The organism is Streptomyces sp. NPDC037242, from assembly GCF_055604165.1.
In genome coordinates this window covers 43,741-68,302 of record NZ_JBVJUY010000030.1, presented here as the reverse complement: position 1 = coordinate 68,302, position 24,562 = coordinate 43,741, and the positions used below count along the sequence as shown (strand labels likewise).

At 74.6% G+C, this 24,562-nt stretch carries 17 protein-coding genes and 1 pseudogene; 9 read left to right on the top strand and 9 right to left on the bottom strand.

Features of this window, described 5'->3' with window-relative positions; all coding sequences use genetic code 11:
* The first annotated feature begins 87 nt into the window (after positions 1 to 87).
* Entirely contained in the window at positions 88 to 1,377 is a 1,290-nt protein-coding gene (locus ACZ7GJ_RS29380) for an ATP-binding protein (protein WP_470755931.1), read from the top strand.
* 302 nt (positions 1,378 to 1,679) lie between these two features.
* On the opposite strand, the gene ACZ7GJ_RS29375 is transcribed toward ACZ7GJ_RS29380, so the two are convergent.
* The 5 genes from ACZ7GJ_RS29375 to ACZ7GJ_RS29355 all read right to left on the bottom strand — a co-directional run bounded on the left by ACZ7GJ_RS29375 (position 1,680) and on the right by ACZ7GJ_RS29355 (position 7,085).
* Positions 1,680 to 2,354: a hypothetical protein gene (locus ACZ7GJ_RS29375; protein WP_470755930.1), complete on the bottom strand. Its 675-nt coding sequence runs from the start codon at positions 2,352 to 2,354 to the stop codon at positions 1,680 to 1,682.
* Entirely contained in the window at positions 2,351 to 3,946 is a 1,596-nt protein-coding gene (locus tag ACZ7GJ_RS29370; protein WP_470755929.1) for a serine/threonine-protein kinase, read from the bottom strand. Before ACZ7GJ_RS29370 ends, ACZ7GJ_RS29375 begins: the two co-directional genes overlap by 4 nt.
* Before the next feature lie 144 nt (positions 3,947 to 4,090).
* A complete protein-coding gene (locus ACZ7GJ_RS29365; protein ID WP_470755928.1) occupies positions 4,091 to 5,347 on the bottom strand; it encodes a Tm-1-like ATP-binding domain-containing protein in 1,257 nt (418 codons plus the stop codon).
* A 48-nt stretch (positions 5,348 to 5,395) separates the two neighbouring features.
* Positions 5,396 to 5,887, bottom strand: a complete 492-nt coding sequence (locus tag ACZ7GJ_RS29360; protein WP_470755927.1) for an NUDIX hydrolase — start codon at positions 5,885 to 5,887, stop codon at positions 5,396 to 5,398.
* Positions 5,888 to 5,978: 91 nt separating this feature from the next.
* On the bottom strand, positions 5,979 to 7,085 hold the full coding sequence (locus tag ACZ7GJ_RS29355; protein ID WP_470755926.1) for a cation diffusion facilitator family transporter: 1,107 nt from the start codon (positions 7,083 to 7,085) through the stop codon (positions 5,979 to 5,981).
* Between the two features lie 180 nt (positions 7,086 to 7,265).
* On the opposite strand from ACZ7GJ_RS29355, the gene ACZ7GJ_RS29350 reads away from it, so the two are divergent.
* The 3 genes from ACZ7GJ_RS29350 to ACZ7GJ_RS29340 are packed head-to-tail and all read left to right on the top strand — an operon-like array spanning position 7,266 to position 11,379.
* Positions 7,266 to 9,632, top strand: a complete 2,367-nt coding sequence (locus ACZ7GJ_RS29350; RefSeq protein WP_470755925.1) for an ABC transporter ATP-binding protein/permease — start codon at positions 7,266 to 7,268, stop codon at positions 9,630 to 9,632.
* 5 nt (positions 9,633 to 9,637) lie between these two features.
* Entirely contained in the window at positions 9,638 to 10,345 is a 708-nt protein-coding gene (locus ACZ7GJ_RS29345; protein WP_470755924.1) for a hypothetical protein, read from the top strand.
* Positions 10,345 to 11,379, top strand: coding sequence for a serine/threonine-protein kinase (locus tag ACZ7GJ_RS29340; protein WP_470755923.1), 1,035 nt, complete (start codon positions 10,345 to 10,347; stop codon positions 11,377 to 11,379). The genes ACZ7GJ_RS29345 and ACZ7GJ_RS29340 overlap by 1 nt, the downstream gene beginning before the upstream one ends.
* Before the next feature lie 3 nt (positions 11,380 to 11,382).
* Here ACZ7GJ_RS29340 and ACZ7GJ_RS29335 read toward each other — a convergent pair whose 3' ends face one another.
* On the bottom strand, positions 11,383 to 11,706 hold the full coding sequence (locus tag ACZ7GJ_RS29335; protein WP_470755922.1) for a hypothetical protein: 324 nt from the start codon (positions 11,704 to 11,706) through the stop codon (positions 11,383 to 11,385).
* 149 nt (positions 11,707 to 11,855) lie between these two features.
* On the opposite strand from ACZ7GJ_RS29335, the gene ACZ7GJ_RS29330 reads away from it, so the two are divergent.
* Together ACZ7GJ_RS29330 and ACZ7GJ_RS29325 are read left to right on the top strand one after the other, a co-directional pair.
* A complete protein-coding gene (locus tag ACZ7GJ_RS29330; protein WP_470755921.1) occupies positions 11,856 to 12,218 on the top strand; it encodes a DUF4180 domain-containing protein in 363 nt (120 codons plus the stop codon).
* Positions 12,219 to 12,245: 27 nt separating this feature from the next.
* Complete coding sequence (locus ACZ7GJ_RS29325) at positions 12,246 to 12,824, top strand: MepB family protein (RefSeq protein ID WP_470755920.1); 579 nt, start codon at positions 12,246 to 12,248, stop codon at positions 12,822 to 12,824.
* 47 nt (positions 12,825 to 12,871) lie between these two features.
* Here the strand turns inward: ACZ7GJ_RS29325 and ACZ7GJ_RS29320 are convergent, their stop codons facing one another.
* On the bottom strand, positions 12,872 to 14,179 hold the full coding sequence (locus ACZ7GJ_RS29320) for a streptophobe family protein (RefSeq protein WP_470755919.1): 1,308 nt from the start codon (positions 14,177 to 14,179) through the stop codon (positions 12,872 to 12,874).
* Positions 14,180 to 14,328: 149 nt separating this feature from the next.
* Between ACZ7GJ_RS29320 and ACZ7GJ_RS29315 the strand changes: the two are divergent.
* A pseudogene (locus ACZ7GJ_RS29315) lies at positions 14,329 to 15,684 on the top strand (DUF6777 domain-containing protein); the annotation flags it as partial.
* Between the two features lie 399 nt (positions 15,685 to 16,083).
* Here ACZ7GJ_RS29315 and ACZ7GJ_RS29310 read toward each other — a convergent pair.
* Together ACZ7GJ_RS29310 and ACZ7GJ_RS29305 are read right to left on the bottom strand one after the other, a co-directional pair.
* Positions 16,084 to 17,010: a C40 family peptidase gene (locus tag ACZ7GJ_RS29310; RefSeq protein WP_470755918.1), complete on the bottom strand. Its 927-nt coding sequence runs from the start codon at positions 17,008 to 17,010 to the stop codon at positions 16,084 to 16,086.
* A 27-nt stretch (positions 17,011 to 17,037) separates the two neighbouring features.
* Positions 17,038 to 18,216 carry an SPFH domain-containing protein gene (locus ACZ7GJ_RS29305; RefSeq protein ID WP_470755917.1) on the bottom strand — a complete coding sequence of 393 codons (1,179 nt, stop codon included), beginning with the start codon at positions 18,214 to 18,216 and terminating at the stop codon, positions 17,038 to 17,040.
* 1,206 nt (positions 18,217 to 19,422) lie between these two features.
* On the opposite strand from ACZ7GJ_RS29305, the gene ACZ7GJ_RS29300 reads away from it, so the two are divergent.
* A complete protein-coding gene (locus ACZ7GJ_RS29300) occupies positions 19,423 to 21,567 on the top strand; it encodes a SpoIIE family protein phosphatase (RefSeq protein WP_470755916.1) in 2,145 nt (714 codons plus the stop codon).
* Between the two features lie 185 nt (positions 21,568 to 21,752).
* Positions 21,753 to 24,539: a phosphodiester glycosidase family protein gene (locus tag ACZ7GJ_RS29295; RefSeq protein ID WP_470755915.1), complete on the top strand. Its 2,787-nt coding sequence runs from the start codon at positions 21,753 to 21,755 to the stop codon at positions 24,537 to 24,539.
* Positions 24,540 to 24,562 lie beyond the last annotated feature (23 nt).

The window sequence follows — 24,562 nt, the reverse complement described above, 5'->3', positions numbered from 1 at the left end:
ACACGGTGTTGTGCGCCGCGGAGCGTGAACGCACGGCCCGCCCGCACCTAGCCTCGCCCCAAGAGCACCAACGAGGGGCGGTACCCGGTGAACTGGCTCATCCACGACTACCGCGAGAGCGATCTCGCCGCCGTCGTCCACCTGATCGACACCACGGCCGAACTCGGCCAGGAGTCCGTCTTCTCCCTCGCCGAGTGCATCAGCGCCCTCACGGACCGGCAGCCCTGCGTCGTCGCCGTCCACCAGGGAGTCCCGATCGGCGCGGCCCTCGCCTGCGTCACCGGCGAGCGGGCCTGGGTCATGCGCATCGCCATCGCCGCGGGCTGGCGCGGCCGCGGCCTGGCCAGCGCCCTGCTCGTCGAGCTGGAGCGCCGGCTCATCGCGGCCCGCGTCGGCCGCATCGCCTACGTCCTGCCCGAGGAGGACCTGCTCGGCGAGGGCCTGCTCAACGCCGGGTACACGCGGCAGCCCGCCGTCGCCTACTTCGAGAAGACCGAGCCGCTGCACGGTCCGGCCGCGGGCCTCCTCGACGACCTCGGCGGCCGCTTCCTGCCGAACGACCTGTGGACCAAGGTCGCCGGCATGGAGAAGGAGAAGGACCTCATCGAGCGGCGTGTGGTGCTGCCGCTCGCCGAACCCGAGCGGGCCGCCGCGCACGGGGTGCGGCCGCCGCGCGCCATCACCCTCTTCGGCCCGCCCGGCACGGGCAAGACCACCTTCGCGCGCGCCATCGCCTCGCGGCTCGGCTGGCCCTTCGTGGAACTGCTGCCCTCCCGCCTCGCCGACCAGGGCAACCTGTCCACCGCCCTGCGCGACGCCTTCGCCCGGATCGCCGAGCTGGAGCGGGTGCTCGTCTTCATCGACGAGGTCGAGGAGATCGCGCCCGTACGCACCGAGCCCGCGCAGCCCGGCGGCATCCACGGGGTGACCAACGAGCTGCTCAAGCTGATACCCGGCTTCCGGGAGGGCGACGAGCGGCTGCTGGTCTGCGCGACCAACTCCATCCGCTCACTCGACCCGGCCTTCCTGCGGCCCGGGCGCTTCGACTACCTGATCCCGATCGGTACCCCGGACGCCGGAGCCCGCGCCGCGATCTGGGCGCGCTACACGGCGGGCCGCGCGGACGTCGACGTATCGGCCCTGGTGGCGGCCAGCGAGATGTTCACCCCGGCCGACATCGAGCACGCGGCGCGGACCGCCGCCCAGGTGTCCTTCGAACGGGACCTGGAGGCGGTGGGCGCCCGGGGCGCGGCTGCGGCGCAGCTGGGCGCGACCACCGAGGACTACCTGGCGGCGGTCGCGCAGTGCCGCCCGACGGTGACCCCGGCCATGACGGGCGAGTTCGCGGCGGACATCACGGCGCACGCCCGGCTCTGAACGCGAACGCGAACGCGAAGCGGCCCGCAGCCGCTCCCCAAAGCAGCCGCGGGCCTCCCGCGCGGACTTGGCATCCGTGCGGGACGGCCACGCTCCGGTTGGGGTGTTCGCCGGCTGGAACGTGACGCGCAGGGGTGCCGGAGGGCGTCCCTGAGCCCTCGTCAACGCTTCCGAGTCAACCAGCGGACGAGGCCCGCGCGCTTCGGCCGGACGGCCACGCCCACCCTGGCCGGAAGTACCGCCCGGCGGCCCGCACCCTGGGGCCGAAGGGCCCCTGGGCTTCATGCGCGACGACGAGCGGGCTACGGGCGGCAGCGGTACGTGAACTCCGTCGCGGCCGTCCGGTGCGCGGGCGAGACCAGCTGGACCTCGGCCTTCGCCGGGTAGCTCCCCGCGCCCTGGAAGGTCCACAGCAGGTGCAGCCGGGCCTCGCGCTGCCCGCGCGGCACCCGCTCGGTCAGCTGCTCCGAGGTGGTCCCGTCGCTGCGCACCCAGCGGTAGGTGATCACTCCCGGGCGCCCGTTGGTCCGTACGACGGCCACCACGTCGGCGGTGGAATCGCAGCCGGGCCCCTGGGGGGCGGTGGTGACCGCCACCTCCCGGACCTCCAGGGACGGTCCGTACCGCTGCCAGGCCAGGTACGCCAGTACCGCGAGCAGGACGACGAAGGCCAGGGTGTAGCGGCGCCATTCGCCGCGCGGGCGCGGCGGGGGCAGGGGCGTCGGCCGTAGGGGGAAGGGCGCGGGGTGCGCCGCGGTGACCCCGGGTCCGAAGCGCAGCACCGAGCCGTCGACCCGGTCCGGGACGGCGCCGCCCGGAACGTCGAACTGCTTGGTCCGGGCCAGGCCTTCCGGGGAGTCCTGCGGGTCCCGAACCGTTTCGGGTTCCGGAGCCTGCGGCGGGCCGCTGATCCAGTGGCTGCCGAGGACGGTGGCGCTGTAGTCGTCGTCGCCCTGCGGGGCGCGGGGGTCGCTCATCGGGGCACTTCCACACAGCGCGGGATCGGGAAGGTCGCGTACGCGTACGACGGTTTCGCGGCGGGCTTGGTGGAGACGCGCGCCGTCAGGTAGCAGTTGCCCCCGGTGCGTGAGAGGGCGTGCTGCTTCGACACGGTGGTCGGCGCGCCGGTCTGCGCGGTGAGGCTGTCGGCGCCGTCGGCGAAGGCGAGGCTGTTGGGCACGGTGCCGCGGAACCACTCGATGGTCACCGTGGCGGGTCCGCCTTCGACGTTGAGCCGCACGGACGCGTCGGCCACCGTGGGAGACGCCTTGAGGGTGACGGTCACCGCGGAGACGGCCGTGGTCGGGGTGGGCGTGGGCGTCGGCGACGTCGTGGCGGTCGGCTTCGGGGACGGCGAACTGCTGTAGCTCGGGGTGGCCGAAGCGGAGGGCGAGGGCGTCGTACTGGGCGACGGGCTCGGGCTGGCGCTCGGGCTCGGGCTCGGGCTCGGCGAGGCCGACGGGTCCGGGGACGGGCCGCCGGCCGGGGATGCCGCTGATGCGCTCGACGTCGCGAACGCGTTCAGCGCCTTCGCCCCGCCGGGCTCCGCGCCGACCGCCTGGTAGCCGAGTACGGCCACGATGCCCAGGACTAGCGTCGCCCCGGCCGCGACCAGGCCGCGCCGGCCGGGGGTCCACCGGTGCGGCGGCTCCGGCAGCGTGGTGGTGGCCAGTGCGGTGGTGCCCTGCGCCGAAGCGGCCGCGGAGGGGAACAGCAGCGGCAGCAGGGCGGCCAGGGCCGCCAGCCTGCGCTGTCCGCGCTCCTCCCACTGCGGCCCGTAGGCGGCCAGGGCCACGCCCTCCAGCTCGGCCACGAACCGCTCGGCGTCCTCCGGCCGCTGCTCCGGCGACTTCGCCATGCCCCGCCGGATCAGCGGACGCACCGGCTCGGGCGCCTCGGTCTCCGGCACCGGGGACTCGACGTGCTGGAGCGCGAGCTCCGCGAAGCTCTGCCCGTCGAAGGGCTTGCGGCCGGTCAGACACTCGAAGAAGGTCGCCGTCGCCGCGTACACGTCCGCCGCGGGCGAGGCCGGCCGGCCCTGCCACTGCTCCGGCGCCATGTAGGCGGGCGTGCCCGCCGCTCCGGGCGTCGAACCCTCCCGGGTGGCGATCCCGAAGTCGACCAGCTTGGAGGTGCCGTCCACCGAGACCAGCACGTTCGCCGGCTTGTAGTCGCGGTGGACCACCCCGGCCCGGTGCGCGTCGGCGAGTCCGAGCAGGGAGCCCTTGAGCAGCACGAGCGCCGCCTCGGGGCCGGTCTGCCCGCTCTGTTTGAGCACGGCGTTCAGCGGGACGCCGTCGACGAGTTCCATCACGATGGCGGCGCCGCCGGGCGCCTCCACGTACTCGTACAGCCCGACCACGTAAGGCGAGCGGAGCTCACCGAGCAGTTGGGCCTCCGCCCGGAACTCCCGGACGAAGGCAGGATTCTCCAGCATCCGGTCGTTCAGGTACTTCACCGCCACCGCGGTGCCGGTGCCGTCGTGGACGGCGAGCACCACGCGGCCGCTCGCGCCCGAGCCGAGCTCGCGGATCTCCGTGTAACCGGGAACCGACCACATGCCGTTCATGCCCTTCCCTCTGCCGCGGCGGGGCGTGACAGCGCCCCGGGGCCGGCCCCCGAGGGGACCGGCCACCATCTGGGACACGTTCCCGCCACGGCTGGTTCCCGACCCAGTGATGGTCTCGGCCGGGTCACGGAACGGGCGGTGGCGTCAGGCCGCCGCCGCTCGCGCGCCGATCATGGCGTGCAGCCGGTCGGCCGCCGCCCGTCCGAAGTCCGGGTCGTTGATGTGGGTGTCGTAGTCGTAGAGCCGGGCGGCGCTGCCCCGCAGCCCGTCGCGCAGGGCCGAGAACAGGGCCCGATCCGCGTCGGGGTCATGATAGGGGCCGCCCGGCGCGCCGAGCGTGGACAGTCCGCGCAGTGGGACGCAGACCGCCGTGGGGCCGGTGGCCGCACGGAGTTTCGCGGCGACCCTGCGGCCCAGCTCGGTGCATTCGGCCTCGGTCGTACGGACCACCGTGATCGAGGGGTTGTGGACGCGGACCCGCCGGTGGCGGGCCCGTTCCGGCAGGGTCTCCAGCGGGCCGAACTTCACCATGTCCAGCGCGCCCAGGCTCACCACCTGCGGAATCCCGGCCCGCCCCGCCGCACTGAGCCGGTCGGGGCCCGCGGTGAGGATCCCGCCGCACAGGTCGTCTGCCAGCTCGCTGAGGGTGAGGTCGAGGACGCCGGCGAAGATCCGCTGGCCGGCGAGCTTCTCCAGGGTGCGCCCGCCGGTGCCGCTGACGTGGAAGACCAGGACCTCGTAGCCGAGTTCGGTGAGCCGCTCCCGGGCCGCGTCCACGCCGATCGTGGTCACGCCCGCCATGCTCGCCGCGATCAGCGGACGGCTGCCCGCGCCCAGCGGGACCGGCCGGCGCAGTTCCAGTGAGAGGCGCTCGAAGGCCCTGGCCATGCCGGCGACGGCCTCGACCGCGTTCGCCATGATGGGCGCGGAGACGCTGTTGATCCCCGCGATGTCCACCACGCTGTACATCATCGTGATGTCCGCCGACCCGACGTACGGGGCCACGTCCCCGGACGCCATCGAGGAGACCATCAGTTTCGGCACGCCCAGGGGGAGTGCGCGCATCGCCCGGGTGGCGATGGAGGTGCCGCCGCTGCCGCCGATCGCGAGCACCCCGTGCAGCCGGCCTTCGGCGTGCAGGCGCAAGAGGGTCGCTTCCGCGCCCCGGGCCATCGTGGTCACGGCCGCACCCCGGTCGGCGGCCGCGCGTAGTTCCGAGAGCTCCGTCCCCGCTGCCCGCGCCACCGCTTCACGCGGCACGTCGGCGGGCACCCGGGGTTCGCCCATGATTCCTGTGTCGACCAACACCACTTCGACGCCGGCGCCGAGCAGCCGCTCGCGCAACCAGCCGTACTCCACACCCTTGGTGTCCAGGGTTCCCACCAGCACGACGTTCGTCATAGGTGCAATGTCCATGCAGGTGGGGTTTGTTGGCAAGTAAAGGGTGGGTCAACCCTTCACGAGCCCCAACAGCCGCTCCAGAAAAGGGATTTGGGACACCACCAGTTTGTTTCTGGCCACCTCGGGGGCGAACCAGGCCACCCGGTCCAGCTCCGGGAACTCCTGCGTCCGGCCCGAACCGGCGGGCCACTCCATGCTGAACGTCCCGGGCACCATCAGCGCCGGATCCAGGTCGGCGCGTACCGCCCAGATCGTCACCAGCTTCCCGCCCGGCACCCGCACCTCGCCCAGGGGCAGGTACGGGCCCTGCGGCGGAGGCAGCCCGATCTCCTCGGTGAACTCCCGGCGCGCGGCATCGCGCGGGGTCTCCTCCGGGCCGTACTCGCCCTTCGGGATCGACCACGCGCCCGCATCGCGCCGCTCCCAGAACGGGCCGCCCATGTGGCCGAGCAGGACCTCGACGTCATCCGGACCACCGCCGGCGGCCCCGTGGTCGGCCTCGCGGAACAGGAGCAGCCCGGCGCTGCGCTTCGGCGTCATGCGGTGATGTATGCCCAGCGTGGACCGGCTCAGCACCCCGGTCGCCCGGCTCAGCGCCTCGCGCGGGCCCGGTACCGCGTGCGCCGCCGCATCAGTGGTCGTGCGGGCTCCGCCGGTGCACCGGTCCGTGCGCGTCCGCGCAGTGCGGATCGGCCGACGGATCCGGGCCGCCGAACTCGCCCGCGCGGCCCACCGTGAGCAGGGAATCCTGGGCGTGGTCCACCTGGAGGGTGGTGTGCGTGATCCCGTACTCCTTGGCCAACAACGCCTCCAGGTCGCGGCGGACGGCGTGGCAGTCGCCCTCGGGCGCCACCAGCACGTGGGCGGAGAGCGCCGCCTGCCCGGAGGTGATGGTCCAGATGTGCAGGTCGTGGACCTCGGTGACCGGCGGGTGTCCGGCGAGCCGGTCGCCCACGGCGTCGGGGTCCATGTGGGCCGGGGCGGCCTCCAGGAAGATCCGGCCGGACTCCCGGACCAGTCCGTAGCCCGCCTTCACCATCAGCACGACCACCACGAGGGAGGCGATCGAGTCGGCCTGCCGGAAACCGGTGGTCAGCACGATCAGACCGGCCACGGCGGTGCCGATGAAGGCGAACAGGTCGTTGAGGATGTGCTGGTAGGCGCCCTCGACGGCGAGCGAGGTCCGGTTCGCCTTCGAGATGAACCAGGCCGCGACCACGTTGACGGCGATCCCCGCCAGCGCCGTGACCAGCACCAGACCGCCCTCCACCGGCGGCGGGTCGAGCAGCCTGCGCACCGCCTCGTACGCCAGCCAGACCGCCAGCAGGAGCAGCGTCAGGCCGTTGGCCTGGGCGGAGAGTATCTCGGCGCGCTTGAGGCCGTAGGTGAAGCCGCCGCGCGCCGGTCGGGCGGCGAGCCGCATCGCGATCAGCGCCAGGACGATCGAGACGGCGTCGGTCAGCATGTGCGCGGCGTCCGAGATCAGGGCCAGGGAGTGCGCCACCACACCGATGACTACCTCGATCGCCATGAAGGCCGCGATCAGGCCCAGCGCCATGGCCAGCCAGCGGCGGTCGGCGTCGGCCGCGACACCGTGGCTGTGCCCGCCGGGACCGTGGTCGTGGCCGTGACCGCCGTGGCCGACGGCACCGCCGCGGCCGTTCACGCCGTGGTCGTTCACGCCGTGGTCGTGTGCCGGGTCGTCGTGCTCGTGCGGCGCGTGGTCGTGCGCACTCATGGCGTCCCCCGTTTGATTTCGGACCGGTCGCTGTTCGGGTCTGTCGCGTGAAGTGAAGCGCACCTGACGGAGATGGGCAAAGGCTGCAACGGGGACCGTTGTCATTACCTATAACACCGGCCTGACCTGCGGTTATGCCGGGCGACTGCCAGGACGGCCGGACCGTGGGAAAATCTGACCATGGCCCAGCGACCCGGCGCGACCGCGCCCGAGCTCGTTCTGGAAACCGACAGGGGATCCACCGCGATGACCCCGGGCCGGACGTACCACGTCGGCCGGGACCCCCTCTGCGAGATCTGCCTGGAGGACGCACGCGTCTCCTGGCACCACGCGATCCTGCGCCCCGACGGCGACCACTGGACGCTGGAGGACGAGAACAGCACCAACGGCACCTGGGCCGACGGCCACCGCGTCCACGAATGGGCCGTCGGCGCCGGCAGCGAACTGCGCTTCGGCAGCGCGGCCGACGGCCCGCGAGCCCTGCTGGTCGGCCCCCCGCCCCCGGCCCCGCCGCCCGCCCGGGCCACGGCCCGTCCCTCCTCGGTGTCCAGCCCGGCGCTCACCGGCACCTTCGCCCGGCCGACCGCCGTCCGGCCACTGGCCGCCCGTACCGTCGTGCGGATCGGCCGCGCCCCCGACAACGACCTCGTCATCGACGACCTCGTCGTCTCCCGCCGGCACGCCGAACTGCACTCCCTCGCCGACGGCACGTACGAGATCGTCGACCTCGGCAGCCACAACGGCACCTACCTCAACGGCGCACCCGTCGAGCGCGCCGCCCGCCTCGCCGAGGGCGACATCGTCGGCATCGGACACAGCGCCTTCTGCCTCGTCGGGGACCAGCTCCAGGAATACGTGGACACGGGCGAGGTCTCGCTCGACGTCCAGAACCTCGCCGTCGCCGTCGACCACGGCCGCAAGACCCTCCTCGAAGGCGTCTCCTTCCCCGTCGGCGCCAAATGCCTGCTCGCCGTCGTCGGCCCCAGCGGCGCCGGCAAGTCCACCCTGCTCGGCGCCCTGACCGGCCTGCGCCCCGCCGACCACGGCACCGTCCTCTACGACGGCCGCGACCTCTACCGGGACTACGCCGAACTGCGCAGCCGGATCGGACTCGTACCGCAGGACGACATCCTGCACGCACAGCTCACCGTCCGCCGCGCCCTCACCTACGCCGCCGAACTGCGCTTCCCGCAGGACACCGCCAAGGCCGAACGTCAGGCCCGGGTGGACGAGGTCATCGGCGAACTCGGCCTCCAGCAACGCGCCGAACAGCCCATCCACAGCCTCTCGGGCGGCCAGCGCAAGCGCGTCTCCGTCGCACTGGAACTCCTCACCAAGCCCTCGCTGCTCTTCCTCGACGAACCCACCTCCGGGCTCGACCCCGGCATGGACCGCTCCGTGATGCACATGCTGCGCGGCCTCGCCGACGACGGCCGCACCGTCATCGTCGTCACCCACAGCGTGCTCAGCCTGGACGTCTGCGACCGGCTCCTGGTCCTCGCCCCGGGCGGCCGCATCGCCTACTTCGGCCCGCCCGAGGAGACCCTCGGCTACTTCGGCTTCGAGCAGTGGCCCGAGGCCTTCGAGGCCTTCGAGAACCAGCAGGGGCGCGACTGGGCCGCCGAGTACGCCGCTTCCGCCCAGCACCGCCGCTACGTGACGGGCGCCCCCCGCCAACCCCGCCTCGACGGGGAGGACCGGGCGGCGGGCTTCGTCGCCGCGCCCCCGAAGGCCCAGAGCTGGGGCTCCCAGCTCTCCACCCTGATCCGGCGGTACGCGGCCGCACTCAGCGCCGACCGCACCTTCCTGGCCATCATGATCGCGCTCCCGTTCGTCATGGGAGCCATGGCCCGCGCCCTGGCCGGCACCACCCTCACCCAGGAGACGGCGATCAACGCCCTGCTCATCCTGTGCGTGGGCGGCGTGCTGACGGGCGCCGCCAACGCGGTGCGCGAGCTGGTCAAGGAACGCACCATCTACCAGCGCGAACGCGCCGTCGGGCTGTCCAGATCCGCCTACCTGATGTCCAAGGTGGTGGTCCTCGGCGCCGTCACCGTGGCCCAGGCGGTGGTGCTGACCCTCGTCGGGCTGTTCGGAGTGAAACACAACGCACCCGACGGCAAGGGCGTCCTGCTGCCACCCCTGATCGAAATCACCCTGGCCGTCGCCCTGTTGTCGTTCACGGCGATGATGCTCGGCCTGCTCGTCTCCGCCCTGGTGCGCAAGGAGGAGGTCACCATGCCGCTGCTGGTCCTCCTCGCCATCGTCCAAGTGGTGTTCTGCGGAGCGCTGCTCCAGCTCGACGGGGTGCCGGTGATCGAGCAGCTGGCCTGGTTCGTGCCGTCGCGGTGGGCGCTCGGCGCGATGGCCGGCACCATCGGCCTCGGCGCGATCGTGCCCGGCAAGCTCACCGACGACCCGCTCTTCGCCCACACCACCGGGGTGTGGCTGCTGAACCTGGGCATGCTGGTGGCCCTGGCCGTGCTGTTCGGCGTGCTGGTCGCGCGGCTGCTGCGGCGGCACGAGCCCGCGATCATGCGGAAGTAGGGCCGATGACCAGCGCGGCGGGGCCCGCCGAGGAGTTCCGCCCCACCCATGTCGTGCCACAGGAAGGGCTGCCCGCCTGGGAGGCGCCCGACGTGTCCCGGCCGACCGCCTCCCTGGACGCCTTCCTGCCCGTGCGCCTGTTGTCCCGGCGCGGGGAGTGGGGGGAGGTCCTGTGCTCCAACGGCTGGTCCGCGTGGGTGGACGGCCGCCTGCTGGTGGCCGTGCCGCAGCCCCCGCCGACCGGCGGGCGGCCCCTCGCGCGCACGGAGGACCCGCAGCCGCTGCTCGCCCACACCGCGGAGGCGCTGGAGCGGTACCGGCGGGCCGTGCGGGAGTACGCCTCGGGCGGGGTGGACGCCGGGGCCTTCCGGCGCGGCACCCGGGGACTGCGCGCCGGGGTCGTGGTCGACGGGGAGTCCGTGTGGCTCTACGACGAAACGGCGGGACGGTGGATGTACGCCGACGGGGCCCGTCTGACGACCTACGCGGTCGTCGCCGGACCGGGTGCCCGGGCCGAGGCGGAGGCCCCGCCGCAGGACACCGACCCCGCGGGCGGGGCCGACGTACAAGAAGCCGACACCGGGGCCGTCGCCGATCCCGGTGCCGATGTCAGTGGCGGTGATGCCGGTACCGATGCCGGTGCCGGTGCCGGTGGGGCGCACGAGCCGACGCGGATCGCGGACCTGCCCGGGGCCGGGGCCGGGGAGCGGTGATGGCCGCGGAGCCGCTCGGCGGCCGCGCCTCCGACCTGCGGGGGCGCCAGATCGCCGGGTACGTGGTGGAGAGCGAGATCGGGCGCGGCGGAATGGCGGTCGTCTACCGGGCGCACGACGTACGGCTGGACCGGACGGTGGCGCTGAAGCTCCTGGCGCCCGAACTCGCGCGCAACGACACCTTCCGGCAGCGGTTCGCGCACGAGTCGAAGGTGGCGGCGGCCATCGACCACCCGCACATCGTGCCGGTCTTCGAAGCGGGGGAGACGGACGGGCTGCTGTACATCGCGATGCGGTACGTGGCCGGGCAGGACCTGCGGGCCATGCTCGACCGCACCGGGCCGCTGCCGGTGGCGACGGCGGCGCGGATCGCCGGGCAGGTGGCCTCGGCCCTGGACGCGGCGCACGGGCACGACCTGGTGCACCGCGACGTGAAGCCCGGCAACATCCTGGTCGCGGAGGGCACGGACAGCGAGCACCCCGAGCACGTGTACCTGACGGACTTCGGGCTGACGAAGAAGTCCCTGTCGCTGACCGGGTTCACGAGCGTCGGGCAGTTCGTGGGGACGCTGGACTACGTGGCCCCGGAGCAGATCTCCGGGAAGCCGGTGGACGGCCGGTGCGACGTCTACAGCCTGGGGTGCGTCGTGTACGAGACCCTCGCGGGCGGGCCGCCGTTCCAGCGGGACGACGACATGGCGCTGCTCTGGGCCCACCAGTACGATCCGCCGCCGCCGGTGAGTTCGCGCCGGGCCGGACTGCCCGCCGGGGTGGACGCGGTGCTGGCGAAGGCGCTGGCCAAGGCGCCGGAGGACCGGTGGGCGAGCTGCCTGGAGTTCACCGACGCACTGCGGCGGGAGGGGGCGGGGCCGGTCGCGGAAGCGGGCGGGGCGAGTAGCGGGACCGGCCATCCTTTGACCCGCGTGGCCGGCGGGGCGGCTGCGACCGCCCTGGGGCTGGACCCGGGGGAGGGCCCGGGGCCGCCGCCTCCGCCGCCGAGGTGGGCGATGCCGGTGTTCCGGGGGCGCGGGTGAGCGTCAGTCGCCGGTGTCGGAGGGGCGGCAGAGCACGTGGGCCGTGACCTCGGTGTGGGAGGCGGAGACGTACCAGCCCGTGCGGCCGTCCGCGTCGAAGACGGGGTGGCTGGCCAGGACGGTGTGTCGGTACCCGCCCCGGGCGTCGCGGTCCCGGCGGGCGGTGGAGTAGCCGCCGGACTGTACGGTCGTGCCGCGCGGGCAGAACACCTGGCTGACGGCCACCGCCTCGGCGCCGGGGGCCGCCCGGCCCGTGGGGCCGGCCAGGTAGCGGGCGCCGGTGCTCGTCGCCTGGGTGGGCAGGGCGGTGGAGAGGGTCAGGGCCAACGCGGAGACTGCAAGCAGGCCAGCGGCATGAAGCGGCCGAAACAGGCCTTTGATCGTGTTCACGGAGGCGAGCGTGACATGCAGAAACGATCCCCCGATGAACCGATTTCCACGCGTTCACCCGTATGGCTCAGTTAGTCTCGATCTTCATGAGCACTCTGCAGACGATCAGTGACGTGCCCGTCCTCCTGTGCGCCGCCGAGGGCGAGGCCATCCGCGGCGAGGGCGACGTCCTGGACCTGATCGGAGACGCCGGCTACCAGGGGGCCGATTGGGTCGTGATCCCCGTGGAGCGGCTCGACGAAGCGTTCTTCCGGCTGCGCAGCCGGGTCGCCGGCGACATCGTCCAGAAGTTCGCCAACTACCGCCTCGGAGTCGTTGTCCTCGGTGACATCTCCGGGCATACGGAGAGCAGTTCGGCGCTGCGCGACTTCGTCCGCGAATGCAACCGGGGGCGGCAGACCTGGTTCCTCGGCGACATCGAGGAACTGCGGGAGCGGCTGAAGGGCTGAAGGGCTGAAGGGCTGAAGGGCTGACGAATGGTGATGGAACCCGAGCCCCCGACCGGCCTGCGCGGCGCCGGACCCACCCCGTGGTCGGATGCCGTACCGGTCCACGGGGACCTCCTCGCGGCGAAGGCGCGCGTGTACGACCCCTGCGGGATGGCCTGTTCACAACCGGTCCCGGAGAAGGAGAGCGCCGAGTACGCCGCGCACGCCTTCACCGTCGACGGACTCGCCGTCCGGTTCCGCGCGGCCAGGACGACCCCCACCAAGGTCGGCCAGTTCGTCACCGTGTGGAAGCGGTCCCCGGGTGGGCCCATCCAGCCCTTCGACGCGACCGACCCCGTCGACCTCTTCGTCGTCAGCACCCGCGACAACGGCGGTTCCGGCTTCGGCCAGTTCGTCTTCCCGAAGGACGCGCTCGTGCGACACGGTGTGGTGGCGGCAGGCGGCTCCGGAGGGAAGCGGGCCTTCCGCGTCTATCCGCCCTGGGCGACCACCACCAACCGGCAGGCCGCGGCCGCGCAGGCATGGCAGCTGGCGCACTTCCTGGACCTTCACGAGGACCGGCCCGCCGACTGCGCGCGCGCCCGAGACCTCTATCGCGGCGCGTAGGCCGTTCGGGTCGTCCGGGGCATCCGGGCCATCCCGACGGGGACGGTCTACGGGGCTGGTGGGGGGTCTACGCGCCCGCGGTGGCGCAGGGGGCGGGCGATGAAGGCGCCGAGGAAGCCCGCCACCGCGCCCCAGAGGAAGGCGAGGCCCACCGTTCGCCACAGGACGGGGCGGAGTTCCACCTTGCCGCCGAGGCCGTCGACGTCGCCGATCCCCAGCAGCGACAGCCCGATCCTGGCCTGCACGGAGGCCAGCAGGCATACCGTCAGGGTCGCCAGGGCCAACGCCACGGCCAGGTGGAGCGCGTGCTGCCAGGGGCGGAGGTCCGCCGGGGAGCGGACGGCCGCCAGGACACCCGCGCCGAGCAGCAGGACCGCCGCGACCGCCACGAGCCACCAGGCCCGGGAGTCGTGCCCTGCGAGGGAGGCCACGTCCACCGTCGACAGGTCGGACCCGCGCAGCACCTGGTCCAGCAGCTGGGGCATCGGCAGCCCGAACGGCCCCTCGACCTTGCCCTCCCAGGCCCCGCCGAGGCCCAGGGTGAGGGCGAGCCAGGCGAGGTTCGGCAGGCCGAGCAGGACCACGGCCAGGGTGCGGGCGGCGTGCCCCTGGGTCGCCGCCACCACCACGCCGGCCACGACACCGAGGACGACGTACGCGAGGAGCAGCGCGACCACGGCGAACGCGGCCGGTCGCACCGCCGAGTGGAAGCGGATCAGCCCGGCCGGGAGCGGTGCCCGGCGCGAGATCAGCAGGGCGGCCAGCAACAGGCCGAGGATCCACAGCAGTCCGAAGAAGAGCGTGGCGGGCAGCGCGGCCTTGAACCCCACCGTCGGGGAGGAGTCGAGGAGTTCGCCGAGCTCGGCGCCGATCTCGCCGACGGGGGAGTCGCCCGTGGAGACGGCGAAGGTCTGCCGGGCCAGGAGCGCGAAACCCGTCAGCACCAGCAGCCACAGCAGCACCAACGGGGCGGCGCGGGCCAGCAGTTCGCGCGGCCCGGCCACGGCCCGGTTGTGCAGGGGCCGCAGGAAGCACCAGCCGGCGGTGAGCGCGCCCGCGAGGCTCACGGAGAGCGGGAGTACGGACAGGCTCGCGTCGGCCCCCGCCAGGAAGCCGGCCCCGCCCGACACGTCCACCGAGCCGCCGGCCGCCATCACGACGACGGCGGCCAGCACGTGGGGGAAGGCGCCGCCCGGCAGGTCGCCCGCGCCCGCCAGGGTCAGCCCGGCGGCCGCGACGACGGTCATCACCACGAAGCCCGCGACCACCGCGACGAGGGCGTCGCGCCATGCTCTCGCGGGGGATCCGGATGTCCCGGCGGGGGTACTGCCGGACGTACTGGGCGTACGGCTCACCCTGCAACCGTAGGCACCCTCCGCTTGCGGGCACCACCTGAACGGCGCACACAATGGTCGGCAAGAGTGAATAAATCAGGAGTTTTCCCTGCAACAGCAGCGGAACCTCCACTTGGCACCGGAACTCCTCCGTCTGGGAAGAAGAGCCCGTGACCACGCAACCCTCCGGCCAGCAGCCGCCGCCGTCGTCATCGTCCGAGCGCCCCGCCGGCCCGCCGTCCGGCCCGCTCTCCGGCGGGCAGCAGGGCCCGCCCTCATCGCCGCCGACCGCCCCTCCCGGGGCCGGCGGCGACGGCGGCGCGGGCAGTGCGGGTGGTGGGGGGCCTGAGGGTCCCGGGGGGCCTGAGGGCCCTGACGGCCCTGGGGGTCCTGGTGGCACGCCGCCGGGTCCGCCGCCCAAGGAGCCCTGGTGGCATTCGGTGCCCAAGCTCGCCACCATGCTGGTCGCGGTGGCCGCCGCCGTGGTCCTGGTCGTGGTGCTGACCCGGCCGACCGGCACCTCCACGTCCGCGGGCGCCGAGGTGTTCCTGCAGCCCGCGGCGGCTTCGGGTCCGGACCCCTTCACCGTGTCGACCGCGGCCAAGGAGGCCACGCCGCCGCCGGAGAGCCCACAGCCGTCCGCCAGCGCCACGAGACCGCTGCCCGAGGGGGCCCGTACCACCGGGACCACCGTCACGCGGAGCGTCAGCGGATCCTCGCCCGGCCTGTACGGCGGTACCAAGGACCTCGCCAGCTGTGACGTCGAGAAACAGATCAAGGCGCTCACCGCGGAGCCGGCCAAGAACGCCGCCTTCGCCTCGGCACTCGGCATCCAGCCGGCTTCCGTGCCCGCCTACCTGCGCTCCCTCACGCCGATGCAACTGCTCATGGACACCCGGGTCACCAATCACGGCTTCCGGGACGGCAAGGCCACCAGCTACCAGGCCGTGCTCCAGGCCGGCACGGCCGTGCTGGTCGACGACCGAGGTGTGCCGCGGGTGCGGTGCGCCTGCGGGAACCCGCTCGGGTCGCCGGTGGCGCTGAAGGCCAACCCGAAGCGGTTCGGGCAGACCTGGAACTCGTACCAGCCGACGAAGGTCGTGGTCATCGCGCCGTCGGTGACCGTCGTGAACAAGTTCGTGATCTACGACCACAAGGAACGCCACTGGTACGAGCGCGACCGCGGCGAGCACCACCACGGCAAGCGCGACAAGCCGGTGCCGCCACCGGTGATCCCGCCGACGCCGCCGATCACACCTCCGTTCACGCCGATCACGCCGCCGGTCACCAAGAGCCCGGTGACGCCGTCGGAGTCGGTGACCTCCCCGTCGGGGTCGGCGACCTCCCCGTCGGAGTCCTCGTCGGAGTCGGTGACTTCGCCGTCGGAGTCCTCGTCGGAGTCCCCGTCGGGGTCCTCGTCCGAATCCCCGTCGGAGTCGGTGACCTCGCCGTCGGATTCCCCTTCCGAATCCCCGTCGGGGTCCGCGTCGCTGGTCCCGTCGGATTCGCCGTCGATACTCTCTTCCGAGTCGCCGTCGGCGTCGGTGTCCGACTCCCGGTCGCCGCGGGTGGGGGTTCCGTCGTCCCCGTCGTCTCCCTCGTCGTCGGCCGCCTCGCCGGAGTCCGTCGCCCCGGAGCCCTCGTCGCCGCCGGCGCTGCGGACCTCGGCGGAGCCGAAGCCTCCGGCCCCGCCGAGCCCCACGTCGGCGAAGCCGGAGCCGCCGCCTCCGCCCCCTCCGCCGTCTGAGCCGGCGCCGCCCCCGCCGCCTCCGCCCTCGCCGCCTCCTCCGCCGCCCCCGCCTCCTCCTCCGCCGTCTGAGCCGGCGCCGCCTCCGCCCCCGCCGACGGTTCGGCCCGGCGACGGCAACGGCGACGGCAACGGTGAGGGCAACGGCACCCAGTAGCGGGGAGGTTGCGGTCGCGTACTAGCGGACCCGGCCGTACATGTTCGGGCTGTAGTAGGAGAAGGACGAGACGCGCACGTTCTTGCCGGGGCGCGGGGCCTCCAGGTACTGGCCGTCACCGAGGTAGACGGCCACGTGGTGGATTCCGGAGGCGCGGCCGTTCGAGGACCAGAAGACCAGGTCACCGCGGCGCAGTTCCGAGCGGTTGATCGGGGTGGTGGCCCGGTACTGGTCGTCGGCGACCCGGGGGAGGGAGATGCCGGCGGAGCGGTACGCGGCTTGGACCAGGCCCGAACAGTCCCAGCCGTGGGGGCCGTTGCCGCCCCAGACGTACGGGTCGCCGAGGTGGCTCTTGGCGAAGGAGATGGCGCCCTCGGTGCCCTGGCGCAGGGGAGTGCCGGAGCCCGTGCCCGAGGAGCCGGAGCCGCCGCCGGAGGAGCTGGAGCCGCCGCCCGAGCCTCCCGTACGGCCCGCGTTGCGCTCGTACTTGTCCTGGTGGCTGGTCCAGCGCCACCAGCCGGTGGCGTCCTTGTACCAGTACACGCGGTCCGTCGAGTCCCAGCCGGCGCGGCCGCGGAAGGTCGGCTCCGAGGTCCGGGGGGAGGACGTGGACGGGGCCGTGGGAGTGGCGGACTTCTTGCCGGACTGGCCCGACTGGCCGGACTTGGCGAGGTACTTGTCGTAGTGGGAGGTCCAGCGCCACCAGCCGGTCTGGTCCTTGTACCAGTACTTCGACCCGTCCCAGCCCGCGTGGGACGGCGCCGGCTCGGCCGACGCGGCGCCCGCGCCGGTGCCCATCAGTACGGTCGCGCCCACCGCCGCGACGACGGCGCCGCGCACGGTGCAGCGGCGGCGCGAGGCCCCTGCGGTGGGGGCCGCCGCGCCTGCGGCGCAGCCGGCGCAGGTACAGCTGTCGGGTATGTTCTCGGTGAATTCGGGCGTACGCATGCGGGTTCCTTTCCTGCGGGGGGATCCTCAGTGGGCGTCGACGGCAGGGCCGCGCGCCGTGTAGAAGGCCACGGTCAAGTCCTTGACCAGGGCCTTCCGTTCGTAGTCGTCCAGGCTCACGAGCCCGCGGTCCGACATCCGGTGGACGGTGTCGTCGACCGCGTCGATGACGGAGCTGAGGACGGAGTCCCGGTGCCGGGCGTCGATGGAGGCGATCCGGCGGCGCTGCATCGCGGCAGCGACCTCGGGGGCGTACTCGACGTGCAGCGGCCGGGCGGAGAAGACCTCGACGCCGACGGCCCGGCACTCCGCGGCGAGCAGCCGGGTCAGTTCCTCGCCGACGGCCTCGGCGTCGCGCAGGGTTCCCGGGTCGGCCGGTCCGGGGTCGAAGGAGTCGGCGGGCATCCGGGAGAGCACCCGCGCGGTCGCGGATTCCACCTGCCCGCGCAGGTACTCGGTGTGGTCGTCGACCGCCAGCGTCGCCCGGGCGGTGTCCTTGACCCGCCAGACGACGAGGACGACGGCCCGTAGTGCGGTGCCCTCGGCGTCCACGACGGCGAGCGGCTCGCTGCGCCAGTGCCGCAGCCGTACGTCGACCCGCGCGTGCCGTGGCAGCGGGCTGGACCAGACGAGTCCGGTACGGCGGATCGTGCCGCGGTAGCGGCCGAAGAGGGTGAGCGCCCAGGCGTGGCCGGTGCGGCCGCGGCGCAGGCCGCCGAGGGCGGTGAGCGCGATGGCCGCGCAGCAGAAGAGGAGGGCCAGGGGCCAGGCCTCGGCGGGTACGGGGGAGGGGCGCAGGTCCGCGTGCCGCAGGAGCGCCCCGGCCCCGGCCGCGGCCGCCGCGGCGGCGAGCAGGGCCCACCAGCCGGAGCACGCCCGTGCGGGGCGCTCGGTGAGCGCGGGGTCGAGCACGGCGGGGAGGGTGCGGGGTGTCGTCGGCGCCGGGGCCGGGCCCTTGGCGCCCGGCCGGGGTATCGCTCCGTGGAACCGCCGGTGCCGGATGGTGTCGGCAGGGGTGTCAGGGACGGGGCCGGGGGGCTCGTCGTCCCGGAAGAGGGGTTCGAGGACGAGGGGGTCCCGGTAGGGCCGTACGACCACGCCCGCGCCGGAGGAGCCCGGTATTCGCGCGGGGCCCTGCCCGCCTTCCCTGTCCTCCTCGGCTCCCTCCGCCGGGCCTCCGGTCGTCGAATTCGGCGCTTGCGACAAGCCACACCCCACACTGCCGTGGGCGCCAATGCCCCTCTGCGAAGGGGTGACTGACGCCGATAAAGATGATCAAGATAGAAACGATCTTCACGGAAGCGTACAAGTCGCCCATTCGGGAAAGGTCCCGACAGGCCGGGACTTTAGTCCCTTTCCGGTTCCGCCGCGGTGGCGCCCGCCGCGCCTCCCCGCGGCCTCCGGCGGAGCCCGGGCGGCGGCCTGCTGGCAGCGGAGGCCGGGCCTCGGCCTGCGCCGGGCATGCCCCGGCAGCGCGCGAACGCCGAGCCCCGGTGCGTCGGCCTGCTGGCAGCGGTGGTTGCCCCCGGGTCCCCGTGCGCCGTCCGCTTCCACCCGGCACCGCGGCCCTGTGCCCGCACGGCGGCTCCGGACCCGCACCCCGCTCTCGGCGTTGGCCTGTGCGGGCAAGCCCCGGCAGGCGCGAACGCCGAGCCCCGGTGCGTCGGCCTGCTGGCAGCGGTGGTTGCCCCCGGGTCCCCGTGCGCCGTCCGCTTCCACCCGGCACCGCGGCACTGCGCCCGCACGGCGGCTCCGGACCCGCACCCCGCTCTCAGCGCGGCACCCCCGTACCCCGCGCCTGCCTCCGTGGTCGGGCGTCCTTGCCCTGCCCGCCTTGCGGCGCCCTCGCGCCCCGGGCCTGCCCCGCTGGCCCGGCGTCGCTGCCTGCCGTGCGGCACCCCTGCGCCCCGCTCCCGCCTCGCTGGCCCGGCGTCGCTGCCCCCGGCCCGCCCTGCGGCACCCCTGCAACCCCGGCGCTCCGTGCCTACCTTGCCCGTACGGGGTCCGCGCCGGTCGCGACGCTCCTGCGAGTCCGGGCCGAGCCCGAGCCCGTGTTCCTGCCCCGCGCCCGAGACCCGGGCGGGCTGCTCGGGACCACCCCCTTGCGGCCTCGTGGCGGCCGCCCCGCCGAGCCCGGCCCCTGCCGGGACCTGGACGTCGCCTCGTCCCGCCTGGGCAGGGCCTCCGGCGCACCTCGCCGAGGTGCGCCGGACCGGGGGTCCTGATGCTGACCGGGGCACCCCGACCACCCCGGGAACGGGTCCCACGGGGGCAGGCCCGCCCCGTAGGGGGCCAGGCTGGGCTCAGGACGCACGGGCAGCGCGGTGCGGGTGTGGGTCGGGGCGGCGAGGTGGGCGCGGCGCCGGGCGGGTGGGGCAGGCGGAGGGGGCTTGGGAGTGAGACCCTGGCTGCATGGCCGAGAGGGGAGAGAGCCCCCGGGTCGACTGGCCCGCCCAGCCGGACACGAGCCTCGCGCTCAACCGCATGGGCACCTTCGACTGGGACCTCGACAGCGGGCGGATGTTCCTGGACTCCACCGCCCTCGAGGTCCTGGACCTGCGCCCGGAAGAGTTCAGCGGTACCCCCGCCGGGCTGGGGGCACGGGTCGCGCCTGGCGAGCAGGCCCGGCTCGACGCCAAGGTCGCGCAGGCGCTCAAGGACGGCCGCAGCCACTACGGGGCGTACTTCCGCAGCCGCCTCCGGGACGGGTCCCCGGGCTGGACGCACATCCAGGGCCGCATCCTGCGGGACCCGCACGGTCGCCCGTACCGCGTCATCGGGATCCTGCGCGACGCCGCCCACGACCCGGGCGAGCCCGGTGCGGGCGGGGAGCAGGCCGAGGGCCGGCGCCGGATGACCGGAGTGGTCGAGCGGACCACCGCCATCCTCGCGCACGCCCGGACCGTCAACGACGTCACCGACATCCTCAAGGACCCCGAGGCCCTCGGTCACCTCGGCGCGGTCAGCGTCATGCTCGGCATCGTGGACGGAGGCCGGATCCACCTGGTCGCGGAGGGGCAACTGGGCGCGTACGTACCGGAGATCGAGTACACCCGGATCGACGCGCAGCTGCCGATGAGCGAAGCCGTACGGAGCATGCAGCCGGTCTTCCTCGCCTCCCGCGAGGAGTTCCAGCAGCGCTACCCGCAACTGTGGCCGTACATCGAGCCGTTGTCCGTGCGCAGCGGCGTGTACCTGCCGCTGATCGCCCAGGGCCGTACGATCGGCGCGCTCGGGCTGCTGTACCCGCGGGACGGGGATTTCACCGCCGAGGAGCGCAACCTGCTCGTCGCGCTCGGCAGCGGCATCGCACAGAGCCTCCAACGGGCCATCCTCTTCGAGCAGGAGCACGACCTCGCCGAGGGACTCCAGCGGGCCATGCTGCCGCGCCGGATCCCGGAGGTGGCGGGCGCGCTGATCGCCGTGCGGTACCGGGCCGCCCGCGTGGGGCGGGACATAGGCGGCGACTGGTACGACGTGATCCCGCTCGGCGGGGGCCGGGTCGGGGTGATGATCGGCGATGTGGAGGGGCACGATACGGACGCCGCCGCCGTCATGGGCCAGCTGCGCATCGTGCTTCGCGCGTACATCACCGAGGGGCACACGCCGGGGACGGCGATGGCACGAGCCTCCGCCTTCCTGCGGGAACTGGAGACGGAACGGTTCGCCACCTGTACGTACGCCGACATCGACCTCACCACCGGCATGGCTCAGCTGGTCCGCGCCGGGCACCTCGACCCCGTGGTGCGCCGGGGCGACGGCAGCTGCCACCGGCTCCAGGTGGCGGGCGGGCTGCCGCTCGGGCTCCCGCCCCGCGACCCGCACGGCACCGGCAACGGCTACCCGGTCACCAGCGTCGAGCTGCACCCGGGCGACACCCTGCTGCTCTGCACGGACGGCCTCACCGAACGGCCGGGCGCCGGAGCCGGAGCCGGAGCAGGCGTCGGAGCCGACGCTGGCGTCGTGGCCGGGACCGACGCCGAGGGCCGCAGCGAAGGCGGTGACGAGATCGGCATGCGGGAGCTCATGGACGCGGTCCGCGACGGCCCCGTCGACGTCGAGGAACTCGCCGACGTCCTGTGCGACCTGGTCGGCGACGCGGGCGGCGGGGACGACATGGCCCTGCTCCTGCTGCGCCGCCGCGGCACCCCCACGCCGCGCGGCGGAGGCCCGCTGCGCCAGCGCCTGCTGCCCGGCGACCCGGACGCTCCGGCGATGGCCCGCCACCTGATCCGGGCCGCGGTGGCGGCCTGGGGCGCCTGGGACCAGGCGGACGAGATCGAGCTCGCGGCGGACGAGCTGATGACCAACGCCCTGGTCCACACCGATGGCGTGGGGCACGTCAGCATGCGGCTGACCTCGGAGGGCCGGATCCGGATCGAGGTGGAGGACACCAGCAGCGCACTCCCGCGCCGGCGCGAGGCGGACGACTGGGCGGTGTCGGGGCGCGGCCTGATGCTGGTGGACCGGCTCGCGGACGCCTGGGGCGTGGAACCCCGGGGCGGCGGGAAGTGCGTGTGGTGCGAGTTCGCCGTCCCGGGACGCGAGGGCACGTGAGCCCGCGCGCGGCCGCGGCGGCGATCCGGGCGCCGATCCGCGCTGCCGATCCGTACCGGTGAACACGTGTCAACTCCCGCCCGCCGGCTCAAGCGTTCGCGAAGCATTGGGGCGAATGGCTGGACACGCGCCGACCCGGGCGGTTCGCACCGCCGCGCCCCGTCCGGCTGGTCGATCCTGCCTGCGTGCAGACACTCCGCAGGCTGCCCTCGGCCCCCCTCCCCGCCCTCCTGCCGGTGCTGCTCACCGTGGCCCTCGCCGCGCCCGCCGATGCCGATGCCGGCGGCGGCCGCGGCCGCGACGGCATCGAGACCGCCCGCACCACCCGCCAGGTCGCCCCGGGCATCCGGCTGGAGTCGTACGACCGGCTGGAAGCCGACCGCTGGCTGCGGGTCGACGAACTCGTCGTCGAACTCGGAGGCTCAGCCACAGCAGGTACACCAGCCGCACCAGCCACACGTGTTGCCCCTCTCGCCCCGCTCGCCCCGGACGGGCCGCGGGCCGACTACCTCGGCGGCCGCGGCGCCGCCACCGTCGGCGAGTCCGCGGCCCGCCACACCGCCGGGCCCGGCCGACGCGTGGTCGCCGCCGTGAACGGGGACTTCTTCGACATCAGGGGTACGGGCGCGCCCCTCGGCCCCGGCCTGAGCGCGGGCCGGCTGCTGCACGCCCCGGCACCGGGGGCGGGCCAGGCCGTCGGCTTCGGCGCCGACGGCCCCGGCCGCGTGCTCCGCATCGGCCTCGCCGGGAGCGTCACCCTGCCCGGCGGCGCCGGGGGCGGCCCGCTGGTCGGGTACAACACCGCCCGGCCGCCCGCCGACGGCTTTGCCGCGTACACGTCCGACTGGCCCGGGACCGAACTCCCGGACACGGCCGGCGGCGCGGCCGTGGAACTGCGCGACGGCGTGGTCACCGCCGTCCGGCCTGCGGTACGCCGCCCCGCGCGCCGGGAGCGCCCCGAGCCCGGCACCACCCTGCTGGTCGCGAGCGGGACGGCGGCGCCCGAGCTCGCGGCCCTCCGCCCCGGGGACGCCGTGGCCGTGACGGCGCGAGCCGTCACGGAGGGCGGTCCGGTGCCGGTCACCGCGCTCGGCGGCCGCGAGGCCCTCGTCGTGGCCGGAGTCCCGCAGAACCACGACGGCGAACCGAACAACGCCGCGGCCCCGCGCACCGCGGTCGGCTTCTCCCGCGACGGGCGGTGGATGCGGCTCGTCACCGTGGACGGCCGCCAGCGCGACAGCGGCGGCCTCACCCTGACCGGGCTGGGCCGGATGATGCACCGGCTCGGCGCCCACGACGCCCTCAACCTCGACGGCGGCGGCTCCTCGACCCTGCTCGCCGCCGCGGCCGGGGCGACGGCCCTCGCCGTGGAGAACTCCCCGTCGGACGGACAGCAGCGCCGGGTCCCCAACGGCCTCGCGCTGACCGTCCCGGCCGGCTCCGGCCTGGCCTCCGGCTACCGGATCGAAGCCCTCGGCGGCGCCACCCGTGCCTTCCCCGGGCTGACCCGCACGCTCACCGCCACCGGGTACGACGCGGCACTCGGCCCGGTCGGCCAGGCCGGCCCACCGGGCGGCGGGGCCGCCCCGGCCTGGTCCGCCGACGGCGGCGCCATCGACTCCGCGGGAGTGTTCCGCGCCCCGCGCCAAGGGCGGGCGACCGTGCACGCCCGGCTCGGCGCGGCCCACGGCACGCTCCGCCTCGACGTGCTCGGCCCACTGCGCGGAATCCGCTTCGGCCCGGCCGGGATCGGGCTCGCCGGGCAGGGGGAGAGCGCCGGATTCACCGTGACCGGGTACGACGCCCAGGGCGCGGCCGCCACCGTCGAGCCCCGCGACGTGACCTTGGTCCACGACGCGTCCCAGTGGCGCGTCGCCCCCGACGACCGGGGCGGATTCACCGTCACCGCCCTCGTCCCGCGCGCCACCGGACGGCTGCGCGCCACCGTCCGCCCGGCCGGGTCCGGGGCCTTCACCGCCGAACTGCCGCTCGGCGTGGGCCTGTCGGACCGGCCCGTCGCCGCGCTGGAGGACGCCGCCCGCTGGACCGGCCCGGGCGCGGCCCCCGCCGCGGGGCACCGGGGCCGGGGGCTCTCCCTCGACGTGCCCGCCGCGAACGGCGCCGCCGCGTCCGCCACCGCGCCCCGGCCGCTGCCCGTACCGGAGCCGGCCCGGTCGCTCACGCTCCAGGTGCGCGGCGACGGTTCCGGAGCCCGGCCCGCCGTGGAACTGGCCGACGGGGAGGGCGCGGCCGTCACCCTGCGCGGGCCGGTCGTGGACTGGTCCGGCTGGCGGGAGATCGAGCTCCCGCTGCCGGCGATGGCGGAGCGCCCGTTCACCGTCACCCGGCTCTCGGCGGCAGCCGGGCCGCGCCCCGGCCGACTGCTGCTGGACACGCTCCGGGCCCGGACCCCGGACATCGCGACCGTCCACGCACCCGCCGCCCCGCCCGACCCGGTCGTCGCCGACGCGGCGGGCGTCCGGGCCCGCCCCTGGCGGTTCGCCGTCCGGCCGGCCCGTACCGCACAGGCCGGTGCGCACTCCGGAGCCGACCTCGTGCTGACGGGCGCGGAGCGGCGGGCCTTCGTCCACCGCGGAGTACGGTTCCTGCCGCTCGACACCGCCCGGCGCACCCTGGGCGGGGGCGGCCTGGAGCGGATCGCGGCCCTGCGGGCGGCCCTGGCGGCTGCCGCCGGGGAGCCGGGCACCGGCGCACTGGCCCTCGTACAGCGGTATGCGCCGGGCACCGTGGACCGCAAGGAGGCCGCGCTGCAACTGCACTGGCTCGCGGAGTTCCGGCGCACCACCGGGAAACGGGCCGCGGTGATCACGGTCGGCGCACCCCGCTTCGCGGCAGGCCGTACCGAGGGCGTGCTCACCATCGCCGCCCCGGGCACCGGCACCACCCTGGTGGGCGCGGACGCCTTCGCCGCGGGGGACTGGCTCTCCGTACTGCCGCCGCCGGGCGCGTAGGCCCGTACCGCTGTGCCCTAGGT

Excerpts from the sequence above, each read along its gene's own strand:
- ACZ7GJ_RS29325 (WP_470755920.1), top strand. The coding sequence starts at position 12,246 with ATGGTGATGGAACCCGAGCCCCCGACCGGCCTGCGCGGCGCCGGACCC.
- ACZ7GJ_RS29340 (WP_470755923.1), top strand. The coding sequence starts at position 10,345 with ATGGCCGCGGAGCCGCTCGGCGGCCGCGCCTCCGACCTGCGGGGGCGC.
- ACZ7GJ_RS29350 (WP_470755925.1), top strand. The coding sequence starts at position 7,266 with ATGGCCCAGCGACCCGGCGCGACCGCGCCCGAGCTCGTTCTGGAAACC.
- ACZ7GJ_RS29375 (WP_470755930.1), bottom strand. The coding sequence starts at position 2,354 with ATGAGCGACCCCCGCGCCCCGCAGGGCGACGACGACTACAGCGCCACC.
- ACZ7GJ_RS29310 (WP_470755918.1), bottom strand. The coding sequence starts at position 17,010 with ATGCGTACGCCCGAATTCACCGAGAACATACCCGACAGCTGTACCTGC.
- ACZ7GJ_RS29360 (WP_470755927.1), bottom strand. The coding sequence starts at position 5,887 with ATGACGCCGAAGCGCAGCGCCGGGCTGCTCCTGTTCCGCGAGGCCGAC.
- ACZ7GJ_RS29365 (WP_470755928.1), bottom strand. The coding sequence starts at position 5,347 with ATGACGAACGTCGTGCTGGTGGGAACCCTGGACACCAAGGGTGTGGAG.
- ACZ7GJ_RS29355 (WP_470755926.1), bottom strand. The coding sequence starts at position 7,085 with ATGAGTGCGCACGACCACGCGCCGCACGAGCACGACGACCCGGCACAC.
- ACZ7GJ_RS29345 (WP_470755924.1), top strand. The coding sequence starts at position 9,638 with ATGACCAGCGCGGCGGGGCCCGCCGAGGAGTTCCGCCCCACCCATGTC.
- ACZ7GJ_RS29330 (WP_470755921.1), top strand. The coding sequence starts at position 11,856 with ATGAGCACTCTGCAGACGATCAGTGACGTGCCCGTCCTCCTGTGCGCC.
- ACZ7GJ_RS29370 (WP_470755929.1), bottom strand. The coding sequence starts at position 3,946 with ATGAACGGCATGTGGTCGGTTCCCGGTTACACGGAGATCCGCGAGCTC.
- ACZ7GJ_RS29300 (WP_470755916.1), top strand. The coding sequence starts at position 19,423 with ATGGCCGAGAGGGGAGAGAGCCCCCGGGTCGACTGGCCCGCCCAGCCG.